This window comes from Flavobacterium glycogeni (genome assembly GCF_048286775.1).
Lineage (GTDB): Bacteria > Bacteroidota > Bacteroidia > Flavobacteriales > Flavobacteriaceae > Flavobacterium.
This window is the reverse complement of record NZ_JBLVPV010000002.1, coordinates 285,141-302,238: the sequence shown is the minus strand read 5'-3', so window position 1 is coordinate 302,238 and position 17,098 is coordinate 285,141. Positions and strand designations below refer to the sequence as shown.

Genomic DNA, 17,098 nt, shown 5'->3' with positions numbered 1-17,098 from the left:
AAATTAGACGCGATAAATAGCATCTAACTTTTTATTATGAAAACATGTCTTTCACTTTCTCGAAAAATGACTTGTCTGATTTTTCCGGATTTGGAATAAAATTTTCATCCGTAAGATTTTTTTCGAAAAACTGTTTTTGGTCTTTGTTCAACGTTTTTGGAGTCCAAACATTCACATGCACCAATAAATCGCCGTTTCCGTAACCATTGATACTAGGAATTCCTTTTCCTTTTAATCTCAGAATCTTACCCGATTGAATTCCTTCTTCCAGTTTGATTCTCACTTTTCCGTTTATAGCTTCGATGTCTTTCGAAATCCCAAGAACAGCTTCAGCAAAACTGATGTATAAATCGTAATGCAAATTCTCCCCTTCACGTTTCAAGAACTCATGCTCCAATTCCTCAATAGCAACAATCAAATCTCCCGGAATACTGTTTCCCGGAGCATCGTTTCCTTTATTAGAAACTTTCAATTGCATTCCGTCAACCACACCCGCAGGTATTTTTATCGAAACCGTTTCGTCTTCAAGAATCATTCCTTGTGAATCTGCTTCTGATGGTTTTCTATCTAAAATTTGACCCGAACCACTACATGTTGGACATGTAGAAGCCGATTGCATTCTGCCCAAAATTGTATTCGTAACGCGCATCACTTGTCCTTGACCGTTACATGTAGAACATGTTTTATAGGTAACTCCAGGTGCTTGAACTTTACGTTTTACTTTTACTTTTTTCTCCACGCCATTGGCAATTTCTTCCAATGTTAATTTTACTTTGATACGAAGGTTGCTTCCTTTAGCACGACGAACTCCGCCGCCTCCACCGCCTCCGAAACCACCAAAACCGCCTCCGAAAATATCACCAAACTGACTGAAAATGTCATCCATATTCATTCCGCCGTGACCACCTCCGCCAAAACCGCCTGAACCATCAAAAGCTTGGTGACCATATTGGTCGTATTTTGCTTTTTTCTGAGGATCGCTTAATACTTCGTAAGCTTCAGCAGCCAATTTAAATTTATCTTCTGCCGATTTGTCTCCAGGATTTTTGTCAGGATGAAACTGTAGTGCGTTTTTTCGGTATGCTTTTTTAATTTCAGCAGCATCAGCATTCTTTGAAATGCCTAATATTTCGTAAAAATCTTTTTTCATTTTTATTTTTTCTTTTATAAAGACACACTACAAGGCGCCTCTACGCGTAATATAAAGACAGTATTAATTCAGGATCTATTATTGACCGATAACTACTTTTGGAAAACGAATGATCTTGTCTCCTAATTTATATCCTTTTTCAAGAACATCGACAATTTTACCTTTCATTTTGTCTGACGGCGCAGGAATTTGAGTTATTGCTTCAGCAAAATCCGCATCAAAAGCGTCTCCAGCCTTTACCTCAACTTGCTCTAATCCTTTAGAAACTAAAGTGTTTTTTAATTTTTCATGAATAAGCTCCACTCCTTTTAGCAACAGTTCATCTTCTGATTTGCTTATTTCTACAATCGCTCTGTCGAAATCATCTAAAACAGGCAACATAGCAAGCAAAACTTCTTGATTAGCCGTTTTAAATAACTCGATGCGTTCTTTTGTAGTTCTTCGTTTGTAATTTTCAAATTCAGCAAATAATCGTAAATACTTGTCTTTCTCTTTGGCTAAGTCTTGTGTTAATTGCTCTTCTACACCCAATTCCTCAATAATAAGTTGCTCTCCATTGGCATTATTCTCTAATGTTGCCTCATCTATTTCTTGATCGATTTCTGTATTTTCAGTAGTCATATTGCTTGTATTTTTAAAAATATTCTTAAACTTCATTTTTATTCTTTTCTTTGGATTGCAAAAGTACTGCCAATTCTTTTAAAATGTCAAATTGTCACCTTTTTTTAGAAAATCAGCTTATAACTAATACTATTTCTAAGCCGATACTATTATTTCATGAACAAGCATTGCCCATTGTTTTGTCATTTCGAAGGAGAAGTCTTGTAATCTGAATCTTTTGATTATGATTTAGCTCCGCTGAACTTACGTTTCTCTTTCTTCGAAATGACAAAATGGATAACACAAAAATTTTAATATAATTTTAAGACTATTTCGTTAATATCTCAATAATTTTATATCTTAAAATTTAAAACAAAGTATTGTATTACAGCATTTTAAATTAAAAAAGCAATGTTTTAATTCACTATTTATCAACCTTCCCCAGGTAAATACAATAACTATCATCCGGGATTATATCATACAGTATCCCGTACAGCAACCTACTTTTATCAATAAAAACATTTCGCCCCATATCTAAGAAGATAATTTTTTTTATCTGGTTTTGATGCCAATTAGCATCAATTTGATATCTAACGGAATTATTAGTAAATTATTTAAACGAAAATAGTACTGATAAAAACGTCAATAGAATAAAAAGATTGAAAATCATGAAACCCATTAAATCCTTTAACAAAATGAAAACAATACTATTTATTTGTCTTGCCCTAGGGGTATTGACCAGTCCAAGTTTCAAAGAAAATGAATCTATAATGCCTCCCAAAAAAAATCAAGCAGCCACAAAAATAGCTGCAACAACTATGCTTGTTGGGCCAGATTGTAAAGTAGCCTTTGAAAGAAAATGTTATGGAGGAGCACCTCTTGTAGTTCTTCCTGGAGAAATAGCGGATCCATTTGATAGCAATCGCTTTTGTTCTTCCCATCCTATTTCATGCTCAATGACAGAATGTTCCGCCAGACTCAATGTAATGTTTGGTTTTCTACCAGGTTCACCAAAATCTGATTCTTGTCTACCGGCGGGTTATAGAGGCAAATAACAATATTAGCATGAGATATTTACTACTCATAATGTTGGGCATTTTACCGCTTGCCTGCTCAAAGAAGGAATCCAAAAAGACCGAAAGTTGGACCAAGGACTCTTTGGCGTTTGCTAAAGTGAGAAACTACATTAATGATCCTGCCAATTGCACAACCATTAGTTGGATGGACGCTATGTACAAAGAATTGGATACCGTAAAAGAAGGCAAACAGGTGGAAGTGAGTTGGCGTTTTAAAAACACCGGCAATAAACCATTGATTGTCGCGAACGTTACGACAAGTTGTGATTGCACCGTGGTTGACAAACCCAAAAAAGCGATAGCCACTGGTGGACAAGGAATAATAAAAGCAAAATTCAATACTAAAGATCTCCAAGGATGGCAGCGAAAAGATGTCTATGTATTAGTCAATAATAAAACTAATCTTGTTCAGACGTTGTCATTTGCCGTGAATGTAATAAAGTAAAAATATTAATCTGTAAACCAAAAAAGAAGTTTTTAATAGATTCAAAATTTTAATATAATTTTAAGACTATCTCGATATAGATTATTTAGCTTTGTTAAGGTTAAAAAAAGATTACCTCCTGAAAATTATTAATTCACCATTGACTTATATTAAAAAAAGCTCCGTTTTCTAAAACGGAGCTTTTTTTATGCTTTTACAACTAAAACTATAACAATGCGTTTTTTAAACCCTCAAAATCGACTGAAACCTGTTCCCCAGTCACTAAATTTTTAAGAGAAAAAGAATTGGAAGCCATTTCTTGTTCCCCTGCGATTACCGCAAAAGGAATCCCTCTTTTATCAGCATGCTGAAACTGCTTCGCCACTTTCGCATTATCCGGATACAATTCTACTTTTACACCTGAATTCCTTAATTCTTTTATCGCTTTCATCGCGTAAAAAGCTTCTGTATCACCATAATTAATAAACAACGCTTTGGATGTTGCGGTTACGGTTTCAGGAAATAAATTCAATTCTTCGACTACCAAATAAATTCGATCCAATCCAAAAGAAATTCCCACTCCGCTCATGTTTTTCAATCCGAAAATTCCGGTCAAATCATCATATCTTCCACCACCGCCTATGGATCCCATGGCAACTGATTTTGGCGGAGCCACTTCAAAAATGGCGCCTGTGTAATAATTCAATCCTCTGGCCAAGGTTACATCCAAATCTAAAATTGCTGTTGACAATCCTAGTTCCGTAACGTTATCACAAATAAAACGCAACTCTTCAACTCCTTTCATTCCTTCATTAGACTCAGCTAGCAAAACCGAAAGTTGATTCATTTTCTCTGAAATAGTTCCTGTGAAATTAAATAACGGCTGTACTTTCAGAATCGCTTCCTCCGAAATTCCTTTCTCCATCATTTCTTTTTTCACGCCGTCCTCGCCTATTTTATCGAGTTTGTCTAACGCAACGGTGAAATCTATTAATTTATCTGATGCGCCAATCACTTCCGCAATACCAGATAATATTTTTCGGTTATTGATTTTGATGGTTACTCCTTCTAATCCTAAAGCAGAAAAAACAGTGTCATACAACTGAACCAATTCTACTTCTTGCCACAACGATTTAGAACCTACCACATCCGCATCACATTGAAAAAACTCTCTGAAACGTCCTTTCTGCGGGCGGTCAGCTCTCCAAACGGGTTGAATTTGGTATCTTTTGAATGGAAATTCTATATCATTTTGGTGTTGCACTACGTAACGGGCAAACGGAACGGTTAAGTCATAACGCAAGGCTTTTTCGGAAATACTTGACGTTAATTTAGTGCTGTCTTTATTTTCTAAATGAGTCGCATTGGCTTTTGCCAAATAATCTCCTGAATTTAATATTTTAAAAATCAAACGATCGCCTTCTTCTCCGTATTTCCCCATTAAGGTTTCGGAGTTTTCGAACGAAGGAGTTTCTATCGGTTGAAAACCAAATTTCTCGAAATTACTTTTTATAATCTGAATGATATAGTGACGTTTTGCCACCTCAGTTGGTGAAAAATCTCTGGTTCCTTTTGGAATGCTCGGTTTTGATGCCATTTTTTTGGATTTTTAGATTATTGGATTTTTAGATCTTCGAATACGCTCAAAAAACTAATCGTAAATCAATCCCGATAACTATCGGGACGTAAATCATAAATTTGGGTGCAAATATCTTATTTTTAAAATAAATAATGCTTCTTCTAAAACAAACTTGTAACAAAAATTGTATTTTCGTGTCAAACTGCTATGATGTTAAAATTATTCAAAGAAAATATTCGAATTGCATTCGGTTCCATCAGAACTCAATTGTTGAGAACCGTTCTTACCGTGTTGATTATCGCTATTGGTATCACGGCTTTAGTTAGTATTCTTACTGTTGTTTCTGCTCTGGAAAACACTATTTCCTCTGATTTCGCATCAATGGGAGCCAATACCTTTAATATCAATCAATACGAAAACACAACTCGAAATCGCGGTGGCGGAGAAAGAGAAATAATAAATCCAATCATTTCTTACCCTGAAGCGGTCGCTTTTAAAAACAAATACAAATATCCTTTTACTGAAACTTCGCTTTCTTTTACCGCAACTACTGCTGCCGAAGTAAAATATGAATCTTCTAAAACGGATCCCGAAAATACGGTTGTTGGTGTCGATGAATTTTTTGTCACCAACTCCGGATTAGAAATCAGCTCCGGACGTAATTTTACTGGATTTGACATCGATAACAATGCTTATGTGTGTATTGTAGGTTCTGATTTTGAAAAAGAATTATTAAAAGATGTAAATCCTATTGATAAAATTATCTCGATTCGAGGAGCCAAATTTAAAGTTATTGGAGTCCTAAAAGAGAAAGGATCAACCTTTGGGAACAGTCAAGATTTAAGGATTTTAATACCTATTCAAGTGGCACGTTCCTTGTTTACAGCACCAAACATAAATTACACCATGAGCGTCATGGTTTCTAAAAAAGAATTTTTAGATAAGGCAATAGACAACGCGACAAGTACTATGCGCCGCGTTCGTAAATTAAGTCCGGTAAAAGACAATAATTTTGGAGTAGTTCGTAGTGATGACCTCATCAACAAAATCCTTGGAATCACACAATATCTGGGGCTTGCATCTTGGCTTATCGGCATCATCACCGTTCTTGGATCTTCGATTGCCTTGATGAATATTATGATTGTTTCTGTAACGGAGCGCACACGGGAAATAGGGGTTCGAAAAGCCTTGGGAGCCAAAAAAACGACAATTGCTTTTCAGTTTTTTATAGAAACTTTACTTATTGGTCAATTAGGCGGATTGGTGGGTATAATTTTTGGAATCTTAATTGGTTTTGGTATTGCAACAGCAATGAGTTTCGATTTTGTAATTCCGTGGGGCGCCATTATGTCCGCGTTTATAACCAGTTTTATCGTGGCAATCGTTTCCGGTTTATATCCAGCTGTAAAAGCGGCGAAACTGGACCCAATTGAGGCATTGCGATATGAGTAGATTGCAGTGGTCAAAGTCATTACGAGGAGTTGCGAGTTCCGATAGCTATCGGAACGAAGCAAAGCAATCACATTCAGTATTTTCGAAAACAATTTGGGCGTGACCCCATTAAAAAAAGGGGCAACTAATCATACGTGCTAGTTGCCCCTTTTCTTAATGCGGTCGGGTCATCCACGTTACAAGGTAACTAGCTCCTACCCCTCACGCACATTCCGTTTAAAACATATTCTTCTGGAAACAAATAGAATTATTAAAGACATTAACAGAAAAAGATAGAAAACTTTTAAAAACGAGCAAAATTTAGAAAACTTTGCAGAGAGGGTAGGGCTAATCTAGATTTAATTCTTTGCTAATCTCAATAATAAATTCAGAAATACACCTAATCATATTTTCTATGGCATCCTCATCAGTTACTACATTTTTACCATCTTTGGTTTTACCATTTCTATGAACTAAATCATGTCGCATCATAACATATTCATAAACTTCTCCTATATTTGGAAAATTAATTTTGAAAGTTGAGATGAACATGTTTTTAACAGAAGGTAAATTGTGATAAATAGTATCAAGCATTACTTCCATAACAGTTTGTTTAATTCTATCTTGTTGATTAAAGATTTCACGTAATTCAAACTTTCTTTTTTTAAATTCTGGATGATTTTCAACAAACCTTTGAAAATTATCTGGATTATTCATTGTTAGGTTAATAAAAACTTCAGAAAGAAAAGTTTCCATCGTTCCAATAACTCCAATACAAATTTGCCGATGTAAGACATTTGTAAGATTAGTAGGTTCTATTTTTAATTTACTTAGTTCTTTTAAATTGTCAATTTCTAAATTAAATTTTTCTAAGTGTCTATTGTTTTTAGAAATGGATTCGTATTCACTCTGATAATAATCCTCGAATTTCAATTCATAAGGTTGGATATATGCAGTAAATCCAGATTCTAAACGGTCAATCTTCAATAAAATTTCTTTCAATGAGTCTTTATCAAATACAACTCTATAAGTTTGGATTAGTCCATTCTTACAGGTATCAATAAAGAATTCACATTCTAAAAATAATAATTCTTCATAGGAAATACCAAGTACATCGGCAATAAATGGGTTTTTACCTGCTTTTATAAAATCAAAATCTAAACCACTATAATATCCCATATCTTTTTATTTTTTACTAATAAAACCCCTAGACAACGCGTACATATCTACATGCGATTTTGCAATCCGCACCCGCACTATAATTCAATTATCCCCCTTAAGCATTCTGTCATTTCCGTAAATATCTTTTCGTAATTCGATGTTTTTGAAATTCATTTTTTCAAGTAAATCAATCATTTCTATGCCTAGATATTGATTGATTTCAAAATACAATTGTCCGTTTTCAGATAGATTTTTCTGAGCCAATTCAGCTATTTTTCTATAAAAAATTAATGCGTCATTGTCTTCAACAAAAAGCGCCAAATGCGGTTCATTGTCCAATACATTTTTCTTGATTTCCTCTTTTTCTAAATTGCGAACATAAGGCGGATTAGAAACAATAATATCAAATTGTTGCCCTAACCTTTCTCCCGAAATTTCGAGATCGCCCAGGGAGACAACATCAAGAATGTTTTGATTGATAAAAGTAACGTTTACGGCATTTATCTCGGCATTTTTTTGGGCTGTAGCCAAAGCCTTTTCAGAAACATCAATTGCAAAAACTGTAGCATTTGGAAGATTTTTTGCCAATGAAATGGCAATACAACCGCTTCCAGTTCCAATGTCCAGAATCCTTAGTCCCGAAGTTTCGGGATTAGACTCTTGGATTATTAGATTATTAGATATAATCCAATCAACCAATTCCTCGGTTTCGGATCTTGGAATCAAAACGTTCTCATTGACTTCAAAATCCAATCCATAAAAACTCGTTTTCCCTAAAAGATATTGTACTGGAATTTCCTGTTTCAATTGTTCTAAAATGGAATTCCAAACTACAATTTCCGCTTCCGAAAAAACCAAATCAGTATGCAACGCCAAGTCTATTCTTTTCAGTTTATGTTTTTCTTCTAAAATTAAATAGAAAAAACTCTCCGCTTCTCCAGCATCATAAATTGGAGTCAGTTCTTGAATAAATTGGGTTCTGTATTCTTTAATTTTCATTTTAAGGTGTAGATTGTCTGGATTAAAGTAATCAATTCAAAACTTATAACTCTTTCAGCATCCAAACAGGACAACTGGTATGCCCAGTGCTTCCCATTGGAGAACAAATGTTTTCAAAACCTACTTTCTTGTACAGTTTTTGAGCATCAAGCATAAAAGGCATTGTTTCCAAATAGCATTTTTCAAAACCAAAATCTTTGGCACTTTGTAAACACTTGTCCATCATTTGGCTACCTATTCCAAGACCTCTGGTTTCCGGCAGAAAATACATTTTTTGAAGTTCGCAGATGCTTTCAGCTTCATTTTCAAGTGGCGCAACACCGGCAGAACCAACAATTTTCCCGTCCTTTTCTACAACATAATAAACGGATTTAGGTTTATTGTATTCCTCAAACATTAAATCCAAATATGGATCTTCATAGGCCGTTCCTACTTTTGGAATATTTAATTCGTCAAAAACTGCTCTTATCAATGCAGCAACCGCTTGATTGTCCTCTTTTTTTATTTTTCTAATGCTGTAATTTTCCATTTTTATCAAAAACTAATTTTATATGCAAAAGTAGAAATTGTTTAGTGTTATTTTAGAAAGTTTCAAAACTAATCCCGAAGTTTCGGGGCTAAACCCAAAATAACTACTTTTGTGTTGTGAAAATACATGAAAAATACATCCGACGATGCATCGAATTAGCCAAAAATGGTTTGGGAACAACGTATCCAAATCCTTTGGTAGGCAGTGTCATTGTTTATGAAGACAAAATCATTGGCGAAGGCTGGCATAAAAAATCGGGAGAACCACACGCCGAGGTAAACGCTGTGAATTCCGTAAAAGACAAATCGTTGTTGAAAAAAGCGACTATTTATGTGAGTTTAGAACCGTGTAGTCATTTTGGCAAAACGCCGCCTTGTTGTGATTTGATTATAAAAAATAAAATTCCAAATGTCGTTATAGGAACTGTTGACCCCAATGTAAAAGTGGCGGGAAACGGAATCAAAAAACTAATGGAAGCCGGAATACATGTTACCGTAGGTATTCTTGAAGAGGAATGTCATGAACTTAATAAAAGGTTCTTTACATTTCACGAAAAGAAAAGACCTTATATTATTTTGAAATGGGCCGAAAGTCAAGATGGTTTTATCGCACCTAAGGAAAAATCAGAAAAAAAACCCGTCTGGATTACAAATTCTTATTCGAGACAATTGGTACATAAATGGCGAACAGACGAGCAAGCCATTCTGGTGGGAACTCAAACTGCCATTGATGATAATCCAAAATTAAATGCACGGGATTGGTCCGGAAACAATCCGATTAGAGTAGTTTTAGACCAAAATAATCGCATTCCTGAAGACAATCATATATTTGACAATCACGTTAAAACTATCCTATTTTCTAAATCAAAACAACCTATTGAAAAAGAAAATAGTATCTTTGAGTATATTGATTTTGAACAAAATATAGCAACCCAAATAATACAATCGCTATATCAACATCAAATTCAATCCATTATTATTGAAGGAGGACGACAAACCTTACAGACATTTATTGATGCCAATCTTTGGGACGAAGCTAGAATATTTGTTGGAAACGTACAATTTAAGGAAGGAATTAAAGCCCCGATACTAGATAAAAACCAGTTCAAAAAGCAATCGATTGGTAATGATGAATTAATACTATCTAGAAACTATGATTAATACTATAATTTTTGATTTTGGAGATATTTTTATCAATTTAGACAAAGAAGCTCCTATTGTCGAGTTTTCTAAATTAGGTTTAAAAGAATGGACTGAGGATTTAGATCAACTCAACCTATCATTTGAAAAAGGAAAAATTTCTGAACTTCAATTCATTGAAGGCTTCCAGAAACATATGCCTAAAGCTTCAATAGATGAGATCAGGAATGCATGGAATACCATTTTATTGGATTTTCCATTGTACAGACTTGAATTTTTGCAAATGCTTTCGCAAAAATACCGTTTGTTTCTGTTAAGCAATACGGATGCAATCCACATCGATAGATTTCAGCACAAAGCCGGAATAACTTTTTACAGAGAATTTTATCAATGTTTTGAAAGAGTTTATTTTTCTTTTGAGTTAGGTATGCGAAAACCCGAAGCCGAAATTTTCAATTACTTGGTAAAGCAACATGAGTTAACTCCAAAACGCACTTTATTTATTGATGACAAAAAAGAAAATACAGATGCGGCACTTGCATTAGGATTTCAAGTTTGGAATTTGCAAGTGGGAAAAGAAGATGTCGTTCATTTATTTGACAAAAAAATAATTTAGAAAAAATAATTTAAAAAAATCAATGACAATGACGTTTTGAAATTGAAATTGATTTTTGAAATTGATATTGATATTGATATTGCCATTGAACTTGAACTTGAAAGACACCTACAACACTATTGAATTTTCTTCTAAAGAATTATTATTCAAAGAAAAAAATAGTAAATTTTTTGGTTATGCATTTCCAATTCAATCTGAAGAAGAAGTAAAACCACTAATCGAAACCTTACGAAAACAACATCCCAATGCAGGACATTTTTGTTATGCGTACCAAATAGGGGCTGATACGGTAACTTATAGAGCAAATGATGATGGCGAACCCAGCAATAGCGCAGGAATGCCTATTTATGGACAAATTCAGTCTTTTTCAGTGACCAATCTACTTATTGTTGTAGTCCGAATATTTGGTGGTGTGAAATTAGGCGCTGGAGGATTAATCTCTGCTTATAAAACGACCGCACAAATGGTTCTTGAGACCTGTGAAATTGTCGAAAAAACGATAGATATTCATTTTACAATCACATTTGATTATAAAAATATGAATAAAGTAATGCGGGTAATCAAGGAAAAAAAGCTGGAAATTGTAAGTCAAGAAATGGAAATAAATGAAATTTCAGCACTTCCAATGGGGAAAATAGAGCTAAAAACCCGAAAAAAAAATGCCGAAATGGTATTCGACATTTTTAATTCAATGTTTGAAATCGACATAAAACGACTCTAATTTCTACTAAAAATTGCTTTTTTTATAATTTATTCTATTGTTTTTAAGAGTTCTAAAATATAATCCGGCGGAGCGGTAGGACGACCTGTTTTTAAAGACACAAAAACCAAAATAAATTGGGCAGTTGTTAATAACTCATCAGAGTCATTATAAATAGCGCAATCAAATTCTATCTTCACAGAACTCTGACTTTTGAAAACAGTGTGAACCGTAAGCAACTCATCATACCGAGCTGATTTTTTATAATTTATATTCATGGAAACAATAGGAAGCGCAATCCCACTTTCTTCCATGCTTTTATAGGAAATCCCTTTGTCTCTAAGCCATTCCACCCTTCCTATCTCAAAATAAGGGATGTAATTTCCGTGATATACAACGCCCATTTGATCCGTTTCAGAGTAGCGTACCCTAACTTGTATTTGATGATCTTTCACTAATTATGTATTAAAATTTTTAAATTTAAAAAGCTCCTTACAACAATAATTCGGAAAATTATTGTCCAATATATTTTTTTTTACAGAAATTTGTTCACATATTTGTTACCCCGATAAATAATAAGAAAACATCTTTTTTTTTGTAAGATAACAATTACCAATTAAAAATAATTTAACAGAATATATGAACAAAACTGCTCAATCAGTATGGGAAAACTGTTTGTCTTTTATAAAAGACAACATTCAGGATCAAGCTTACAAAACTTGGTTCGAACCAATCAAATCAGTTGAGCTAACCGATAACGCATTATATATTCAAGTTCCAAGTAAATTTTTCTACGAATGGTTAGAAGAACACTATGTAAAATTACTAAAAGTGGCACTTACCAAAGAACTTGGAAAAAACGCTAAGTTACTTTATAAAATTAGAATGGAAAACACTTATGGCAACAAACAACCGTTTACGGAACAATTGCCAAGTGCCAATAGAGTTCCTATGAAGCCTCAAGAAGTTGATGCTCCATTCAAAAACTTAAACCCAGAATTAAAAAATCCATTTGTAATCCCGGGAATCCGAAATTTAAAAATCGAATCCCAACTGAATGCAAATTACAGTTTTGATAATTTTTTAGAAGGAGATTCTAATAGATTAGCCCGTTCTGCGGGTATGGCTGTTGCCAATAAACCTGGAGGAACTTCCTTTAATCCGTTGTTGATTTTTGGAGGAGTTGGTCTAGGAAAAACACACTTAGCACATGCTATTGGTGTGGAAATAAAAGACAAATACCCGGAAAAAACTGTTTTATACATTTCAGCGGAGATTTTCACGCAACAATATATTGACTCGGTAAAGAAAAACAACCGAAATGATTTCATACATTTCTATCAATTAATTGATGTTTTAATTATTGATGATGTTCAGTTCCTTTCCGGAAAATCTGGAACTCAGGATGTTTTCTTCCATATTTTCAATTATTTACATCAAAATGGCAAACAGGTAATCTTGACATCTGACAAGGCGCCAGTTGACATGCAAGATATTGAACAACGATTATTATCTCGTTTCAAATGGGGATTGTCTGCAGAATTGCACCAACCGGATTATGAAACCAGAATTTCTATCCTAAAAAATATATTGTACAGAGATGGTGTTGAAATCCCTGAAGAAATAATAGAATATGTTGCCCGTAACATCAAATCGAATGTAAGAGAACTGGAAGGAGCCATCATTTCCTTGATTGCGCAATCTTCATTTAATAAAAAAGAAGTTACGCTGGAACTTGCTAAAAGTGTTGTTGAAAAATTTGTTAAAAATGTAAAACGAGAAATTTCTATCGATTACATTCAAAAAATTGTTTCGGATTACTTCCAATTGGATTTAGAAACATTGCAATCAAAAACCAGAAAAAGACACGTTGTTCAAGCCAGACAATTGGCAATGTTTTTTGCAAAAAAATTCACAAAAGCATCTTTAGCAAATATTGGTTCTCAAATTGGGGACAGAGATCACGCTACCGTATTACACGCATGTAAAACCGTTGATAATTTAGTTGCTACCGACAAACAATTCAAGAAATTTGTTGAAGATATCAATAAAAAATTAACGCTGTAAACGCATCATGTCCGTGAAAATTTTAATGGTCTGTTTGGGCAATATTTGTCGATCACCCTTAGCCGAAGGCATATTAGCCTCAAAGCTCCCAAAAAATAAATTCAAAGTTGATTCAGCAGGAACTGGACCTTGGCACGTTGGCCATACTCCGGATGACCGATCCATTGCTGTAGCAAAAAAAAACAAAATAAGTATTTCAGATCAAAAAGGAAGACAATTCAGTAAATCTGATTTCGATTCATTTGATTACATCTATGTAATGGATAATTCTAATTATGACGATGTTATTCAGCTTGCCGAAACCCAAGAACAAAAACAAAAAGTACAACTGATTTTAAATGAATTATTTCCCAACGAAAAGGTAGATGTTCCAGATCCGTATTTTGGTTTACCCAATGGATTTGAAATAGTTTATAACATGCTTGATGAAGTTTGCGATATAATTGCAAAAAAATTAATAGACAAACATCAATAATCCTTTGGATTTAAAAATTTCCATAGGAAAAAATCAATAAAAATTTACTCTAGAAACGTAAAACTACAGCAATGCAAACAACTACTTTATTAGGAAAACTATACTTAATCCCTACTACAATGGGCGATTGCGATCCAATGGATGTGTTGCCTCAAACCGTAAAAAGAAGTATTGATTTCATAGATTATTATATTGTTGAAAATGAAAAAACAGCCCGAAAATCCATTAAAGGTGTAAATCCTGAAAAGAAACAATCGGAGCTAAAACTTTTTGTATTAAACAAACATACCGAAACCAAAGAGCATTTAGATTTCATAAAACCTTTATTAGAAGGGAAAAACATGGGATTAATGAGCGAAGCAGGCTGCCCTGGTGTTGCTGATCCCGGTGCCGTTATTGTAAAATTGGCACATGAAAAAGGAATCCAAGTTGTACCGTTAGTTGGGCCTTCTTCTATTCTTTTGGCTATGATGGCTTCTGGAATGAATGGACAAAGTTTTACGTTTAATGGCTACTTGCCTATTGAAAAAGGAGAAAAAAAGACAGCTCTGAAAAATTTGGAAAAATTATCTCAGGATAAAAACCAATCTCAAATTTTTATAGAGACTCCGTATCGAAATAATAAAATGCTGGAAGATATTTTACAGGCTATAAATCCCGCAACTCATCTTTGTATTGCAACTGATATTACTTTACCTTCAGAATATATCAAAACCATGCGAGCTTCTGATTGGAAAAAAACAAAAGTGGATTTACACAACCGTCCTACTATTTTCATCATTCACAAAATGTAATATTTCTGATTTTTGACTTTAAAACCGAGTTCAAAATCTTATTTAGGGATCAATCGCTATCAAAACAACCCTAAAATACTTCTTTTTTAGCGCTACAATTTCATTTAAAAATTAAACTTTTCGAAAGGTTTCCTCCTGCTTATTAAATAACCTAAAGGATTACTTCCCAAAAGGTTCATTTTTATTTCGAAATAGCAAATACTTCGTTATTTCTTCGATATTGCAAATGGATTTTCCTGCTAAAAAATTCGAACAAAATCCCTGTTTACATTAACATTATTTACAAAAAAGTTAACCCGTGTACCTATGAAAAAAAGGTAACTTTACTACTGCCCACAGTCGTTTTTTGATTTAAAATTCAAAAAAAATAAAACTACTGATGTTATGAATTATAATGACTTAAATAAATTGCAAAAAACAAAAAGGGGAAGAAATGAATTAAGCCTTAACAGTTCATTTAATCATTAATGTATTGTGTATAAGATCATTAATTTAAAAGCAAAATATCATGAAATCATATATAATTGTTTTATTTTTTTTAAGCATAAGTACCATTTATTCTCAGGATAAAGTAATTGATTCAGGGCAAGGGAATATTAAAATGGTAAATTTACCAGGAGTTGTAATTAAAAGTGCCGGTAAAGATTTTTCCATATACTTACCTGATAGAAACCCCGATAAAAGCGTAAGAGCACTTGAAGAAAAATTCATTGCCTATGATTTAGGGAGAGATTATGAAGGATTTGAAAATTATTTGGTAATTATGGAAACCAGTAAAGGATCATTGACTGCAACATATAATGAAAATGGTAAATTGACTAGTGTTATTGAAAATTATAAAAATATAAAACTTCCAAATAGTGTAATTTATTCCATTTACAAAACATATCCAGGTTGGCAGATTGTAAATGACAAGTATTTATATTCTCAAAAAGAAGGTGATATCATTAAAAAAGAGTACAATCTTAAAATAAAGAAAGGTAATGAAGTTCGTAAATTAATTGTCAAACCAGATGGTGAAATTGTTAAAGAAAATTAAACTACTAATAACCATAAAGGAAAAGCTACCGAATTGGTAGCTTTTCCTTTAGAATACGATTTAGCAAATAAATAAGAAAGGCAAGAACTCAAATTTTTGATAATTATCAGTCCGTAAAAAATTAAAATTAGGATAAAACCAGTACTTTTATAAAAGTAATCAATGTTATTTTTAATGAGTAAACTACCCAATATCAGCACGAGTATTTTTACGGTTATGTCAAAAATGGCAGCTGAATATAACGCCATCAATCTTTCACAAGGTTTTCCAAACTTTCCTGTTGACGAAAGATTGACTGATATAGTAGCCAAACTGGCTAAAGAAAATGTTCATCAATACACACCAATGTCTGGTTACGCGCCATTATTATCAAAAATAGCGACACTGGTTAATACCTCCTACGGAAGAACCATGCAACCGGAAACGGAATTGTTAGTTACCGCCGGAGCCACCCAAGCCATTTTCACCACTATAACGGCTTTAGTAAAAAATAATGATGAAGTAATTATCTTAGATCCAAGTTATGATTGCTATGAAGCACCCGTATTATTGTGCAACGCAAATCCGGTTCGAGTGGCACTGAACGATGATTATACTCCAAATTGGGAAGTTATCGAAAAAGCGTGTACGTCAAAAACCAAAATGATTATCATTAATAATCCGCATAATCCAACGGGAAAAATTTTAACGGATTCCGATTTTGAAGCCTTGGAAATCCTGTTGGAAAAATATCCTGATATCGTACTTCTTTCTGATGAAGTTTATGAATACATCACTTTCGAGGAAAAACATATTTCGGCTCATACGCGGGAAAAACTATTAAATCGTAGTGTAATAGTTTCCTCTTTTGGAAAATCATTCCATGTTACGGGATGGAAAGTGGGCTATTTAGTAGCTCCTGAATACTTAATGAAGGAAATCAAAAAAGTACATCAGTTTTTAGTTTTTAGCGTTAATAGTATTTGTCAGGTTGCCATTAGCGAGTATTTGGACATCGTTTCTATAGCTGAAATCGGGAAATTATATCAGGAAAAACGGGATTACTTTAGACAATTATTAAAAGACAGCCGCTTCGAACTCATGCCGTGCGAGGGAACTTATTTTCAGGTGGCTTCGTATGCTACTATTTCAAATGAGAATGATATTGATTTTTGCAAACGTCTCATTATTGAACATGGCGTGGCTGCAATTCCTATTTCTACTTTTTATGCCGATGGAAAAGACCTCAAATTAATACGTTTCTGTTTTGCCAAAGACAATACAACGCTGGAAGAAGCCGCTAAAAGATTGTGTGTTATTTAAAAGAAACGATTTTGTTT

The 17,098-nt window shown here is 33.7% G+C and carries 18 protein-coding genes; 11 read left to right on the top strand and 7 right to left on the bottom strand.

The window, feature by feature from the left end; translation table 11 throughout:
• Nucleotides 1–34: 34 nt before the first annotated feature.
• Both dnaJ and ACNQGX_RS02860 read right to left on the bottom strand, forming a co-directional pair.
• Nucleotides 35–1,150: a molecular chaperone DnaJ gene (gene dnaJ / locus ACNQGX_RS02865; protein WP_131917100.1), complete on the bottom strand. Its 1,116-nt coding sequence runs from the start codon at nucleotides 1,148–1,150 to the stop codon at nucleotides 35–37.
• A gap of 78 nt (nucleotides 1,151–1,228) precedes the next feature.
• Nucleotides 1,229–1,807, bottom strand: coding sequence for a nucleotide exchange factor GrpE (locus tag ACNQGX_RS02860; RefSeq protein WP_417973832.1), 579 nt, complete (start codon nucleotides 1,805–1,807; stop codon nucleotides 1,229–1,231).
• Nucleotides 1,808–2,445: 638 nt separating this feature from the next.
• Between ACNQGX_RS02860 and ACNQGX_RS02855 the strand changes: the two genes are divergently transcribed.
• Nucleotides 2,446–2,805 carry a hypothetical protein gene (locus tag ACNQGX_RS02855; RefSeq protein WP_417973830.1) on the top strand — a complete coding sequence of 120 codons (360 nt, stop codon included), beginning with the start codon at nucleotides 2,446–2,448 and terminating at the stop codon, nucleotides 2,803–2,805.
• A gap of 10 nt (nucleotides 2,806–2,815) precedes the next feature.
• Nucleotides 2,816–3,271: a DUF1573 domain-containing protein gene (locus ACNQGX_RS02850; protein ID WP_417973828.1), complete on the top strand. Its 456-nt coding sequence runs from the start codon at nucleotides 2,816–2,818 to the stop codon at nucleotides 3,269–3,271.
• Between the two features lie 205 nt (nucleotides 3,272–3,476).
• Here the strand turns inward: ACNQGX_RS02850 and hisS are convergent, their stop codons facing one another.
• Nucleotides 3,477–4,847 (bottom strand): histidine--tRNA ligase, encoded by a 1,371-nt coding sequence (hisS, locus tag ACNQGX_RS02845; RefSeq protein WP_417973826.1) that lies wholly within the window; start codon nucleotides 4,845–4,847, stop codon nucleotides 3,477–3,479.
• 189 nt (nucleotides 4,848–5,036) lie between these two features.
• Between hisS and ACNQGX_RS02840 the strand changes: the two genes are divergently transcribed.
• Nucleotides 5,037–6,281: an ABC transporter permease gene (locus ACNQGX_RS02840; protein ID WP_417973824.1), complete on the top strand. Its 1,245-nt coding sequence runs from the start codon at nucleotides 5,037–5,039 to the stop codon at nucleotides 6,279–6,281.
• A 327-nt stretch (nucleotides 6,282–6,608) separates the two neighbouring features.
• On the opposite strand, the gene ACNQGX_RS02835 is transcribed toward ACNQGX_RS02840, so the two are convergent.
• From ACNQGX_RS02835 to ACNQGX_RS02825, 3 genes are all read right to left on the bottom strand, one after another.
• Entirely contained in the window at nucleotides 6,609–7,439 is an 831-nt protein-coding gene (locus ACNQGX_RS02835) for a hypothetical protein (protein ID WP_417973822.1), read from the bottom strand.
• An 84-nt stretch (nucleotides 7,440–7,523) separates the two neighbouring features.
• A complete protein-coding gene (prmC, locus tag ACNQGX_RS02830) occupies nucleotides 7,524–8,420 on the bottom strand; it encodes a peptide chain release factor N(5)-glutamine methyltransferase (protein ID WP_417973820.1) in 897 nt (298 codons plus the stop codon).
• Between the two features lie 43 nt (nucleotides 8,421–8,463).
• Nucleotides 8,464–8,949 carry a GNAT family N-acetyltransferase gene (locus tag ACNQGX_RS02825; protein WP_417973818.1) on the bottom strand — a complete coding sequence of 162 codons (486 nt, stop codon included), beginning with the start codon at nucleotides 8,947–8,949 and terminating at the stop codon, nucleotides 8,464–8,466.
• Between the two features lie 116 nt (nucleotides 8,950–9,065).
• Between ACNQGX_RS02825 and ribD the strand changes: the two genes are divergently transcribed.
• The 3 genes from ribD to ACNQGX_RS02810 all read left to right on the top strand — a co-directional run bounded on the left by ribD (nucleotide 9,066) and on the right by ACNQGX_RS02810 (nucleotide 11,425).
• A complete protein-coding gene (gene ribD / locus ACNQGX_RS02820) occupies nucleotides 9,066–10,109 on the top strand; it encodes a bifunctional diaminohydroxyphosphoribosylaminopyrimidine deaminase/5-amino-6-(5-phosphoribosylamino)uracil reductase RibD (RefSeq protein WP_417973816.1) in 1,044 nt (347 codons plus the stop codon).
• Nucleotides 10,102–10,704 carry an HAD family hydrolase gene (locus ACNQGX_RS02815; RefSeq protein WP_417973814.1) on the top strand — a complete coding sequence of 201 codons (603 nt, stop codon included), beginning with the start codon at nucleotides 10,102–10,104 and terminating at the stop codon, nucleotides 10,702–10,704. The genes ribD and ACNQGX_RS02815 overlap by 8 nt, the downstream gene beginning before the upstream one ends.
• A 91-nt stretch (nucleotides 10,705–10,795) precedes the next feature.
• Nucleotides 10,796–11,425 carry an IMPACT family protein gene (locus ACNQGX_RS02810; protein ID WP_417973865.1) on the top strand — a complete coding sequence of 210 codons (630 nt, stop codon included), beginning with the start codon at nucleotides 10,796–10,798 and terminating at the stop codon, nucleotides 11,423–11,425.
• 29 nt (nucleotides 11,426–11,454) lie between these two features.
• Here the strand turns inward: ACNQGX_RS02810 and ACNQGX_RS02805 are convergent, their stop codons facing one another.
• A complete protein-coding gene (locus ACNQGX_RS02805) occupies nucleotides 11,455–11,859 on the bottom strand; it encodes an acyl-CoA thioesterase (RefSeq protein ID WP_417973811.1) in 405 nt (134 codons plus the stop codon).
• 184 nt (nucleotides 11,860–12,043) lie between these two features.
• Here ACNQGX_RS02805 and dnaA point away from each other — a divergent pair, with 184 nt between their 5' ends.
• From dnaA to ACNQGX_RS02780, 5 genes are all read left to right on the top strand, one after another.
• On the top strand, nucleotides 12,044–13,471 hold the full coding sequence (gene dnaA / locus ACNQGX_RS02800; protein ID WP_035674283.1) for a chromosomal replication initiator protein DnaA: 1,428 nt from the start codon (nucleotides 12,044–12,046) through the stop codon (nucleotides 13,469–13,471).
• Between the two features lie 7 nt (nucleotides 13,472–13,478).
• Nucleotides 13,479–13,946, top strand: a complete 468-nt coding sequence (locus ACNQGX_RS02795; protein WP_131917108.1) for a low molecular weight protein-tyrosine-phosphatase — start codon at nucleotides 13,479–13,481, stop codon at nucleotides 13,944–13,946.
• Nucleotides 13,947–14,017: 71 nt separating this feature from the next.
• Complete coding sequence (locus ACNQGX_RS02790; RefSeq protein ID WP_417973808.1) at nucleotides 14,018–14,740, top strand: SAM-dependent methyltransferase; 723 nt, start codon at nucleotides 14,018–14,020, stop codon at nucleotides 14,738–14,740.
• A gap of 508 nt (nucleotides 14,741–15,248) precedes the next feature.
• Nucleotides 15,249–15,779: a hypothetical protein gene (locus ACNQGX_RS02785; protein WP_417973806.1), complete on the top strand. Its 531-nt coding sequence runs from the start codon at nucleotides 15,249–15,251 to the stop codon at nucleotides 15,777–15,779.
• 174 nt (nucleotides 15,780–15,953) lie between these two features.
• Complete coding sequence (locus tag ACNQGX_RS02780) at nucleotides 15,954–17,081, top strand: methionine aminotransferase (RefSeq protein ID WP_417973804.1); 1,128 nt, start codon at nucleotides 15,954–15,956, stop codon at nucleotides 17,079–17,081.
• The last annotated feature ends 17 nt before the right edge of the window (nucleotides 17,082–17,098 follow it).

Bases quoted from the DNA above. Each gene is read 5' to 3' on its own strand.
- dnaJ (WP_131917100.1), bottom strand. From the start codon at position 1,150: ATGAAAAAAGATTTTTACGAAATATTAGGCATTTCAAAGAATGCTGAT.
- ACNQGX_RS02860 (WP_417973832.1), bottom strand. From the start codon at position 1,807: ATGAAGTTTAAGAATATTTTTAAAAATACAAGCAATATGACTACTGAA.
- ACNQGX_RS02855 (WP_417973830.1), top strand. From the start codon at position 2,446: ATGAAAACAATACTATTTATTTGTCTTGCCCTAGGGGTATTGACCAGT.
- ACNQGX_RS02850 (WP_417973828.1), top strand. From the start codon at position 2,816: ATGAGATATTTACTACTCATAATGTTGGGCATTTTACCGCTTGCCTGC.
- hisS (WP_417973826.1), bottom strand. From the start codon at position 4,847: ATGGCATCAAAACCGAGCATTCCAAAAGGAACCAGAGATTTTTCACCA.
- ACNQGX_RS02840 (WP_417973824.1), top strand. From the start codon at position 5,037: ATGATGTTAAAATTATTCAAAGAAAATATTCGAATTGCATTCGGTTCC.
- ACNQGX_RS02835 (WP_417973822.1), bottom strand. From the start codon at position 7,439: ATGGGATATTATAGTGGTTTAGATTTTGATTTTATAAAAGCAGGTAAA.
- prmC (WP_417973820.1), bottom strand. From the start codon at position 8,420: ATGAAAATTAAAGAATACAGAACCCAATTTATTCAAGAACTGACTCCA.
- ACNQGX_RS02825 (WP_417973818.1), bottom strand. From the start codon at position 8,949: ATGGAAAATTACAGCATTAGAAAAATAAAAAAAGAGGACAATCAAGCG.
- ACNQGX_RS02815 (WP_417973814.1), top strand. From the start codon at position 10,102: ATGATTAATACTATAATTTTTGATTTTGGAGATATTTTTATCAATTTA.
- dnaA (WP_035674283.1), top strand. From the start codon at position 12,044: ATGAACAAAACTGCTCAATCAGTATGGGAAAACTGTTTGTCTTTTATA.
- ACNQGX_RS02795 (WP_131917108.1), top strand. From the start codon at position 13,479: ATGTCCGTGAAAATTTTAATGGTCTGTTTGGGCAATATTTGTCGATCA.
- ACNQGX_RS02790 (WP_417973808.1), top strand. From the start codon at position 14,018: ATGCAAACAACTACTTTATTAGGAAAACTATACTTAATCCCTACTACA.
- ACNQGX_RS02785 (WP_417973806.1), top strand. From the start codon at position 15,249: ATGAAATCATATATAATTGTTTTATTTTTTTTAAGCATAAGTACCATT.
- ACNQGX_RS02780 (WP_417973804.1), top strand. From the start codon at position 15,954: ATGAGTAAACTACCCAATATCAGCACGAGTATTTTTACGGTTATGTCA.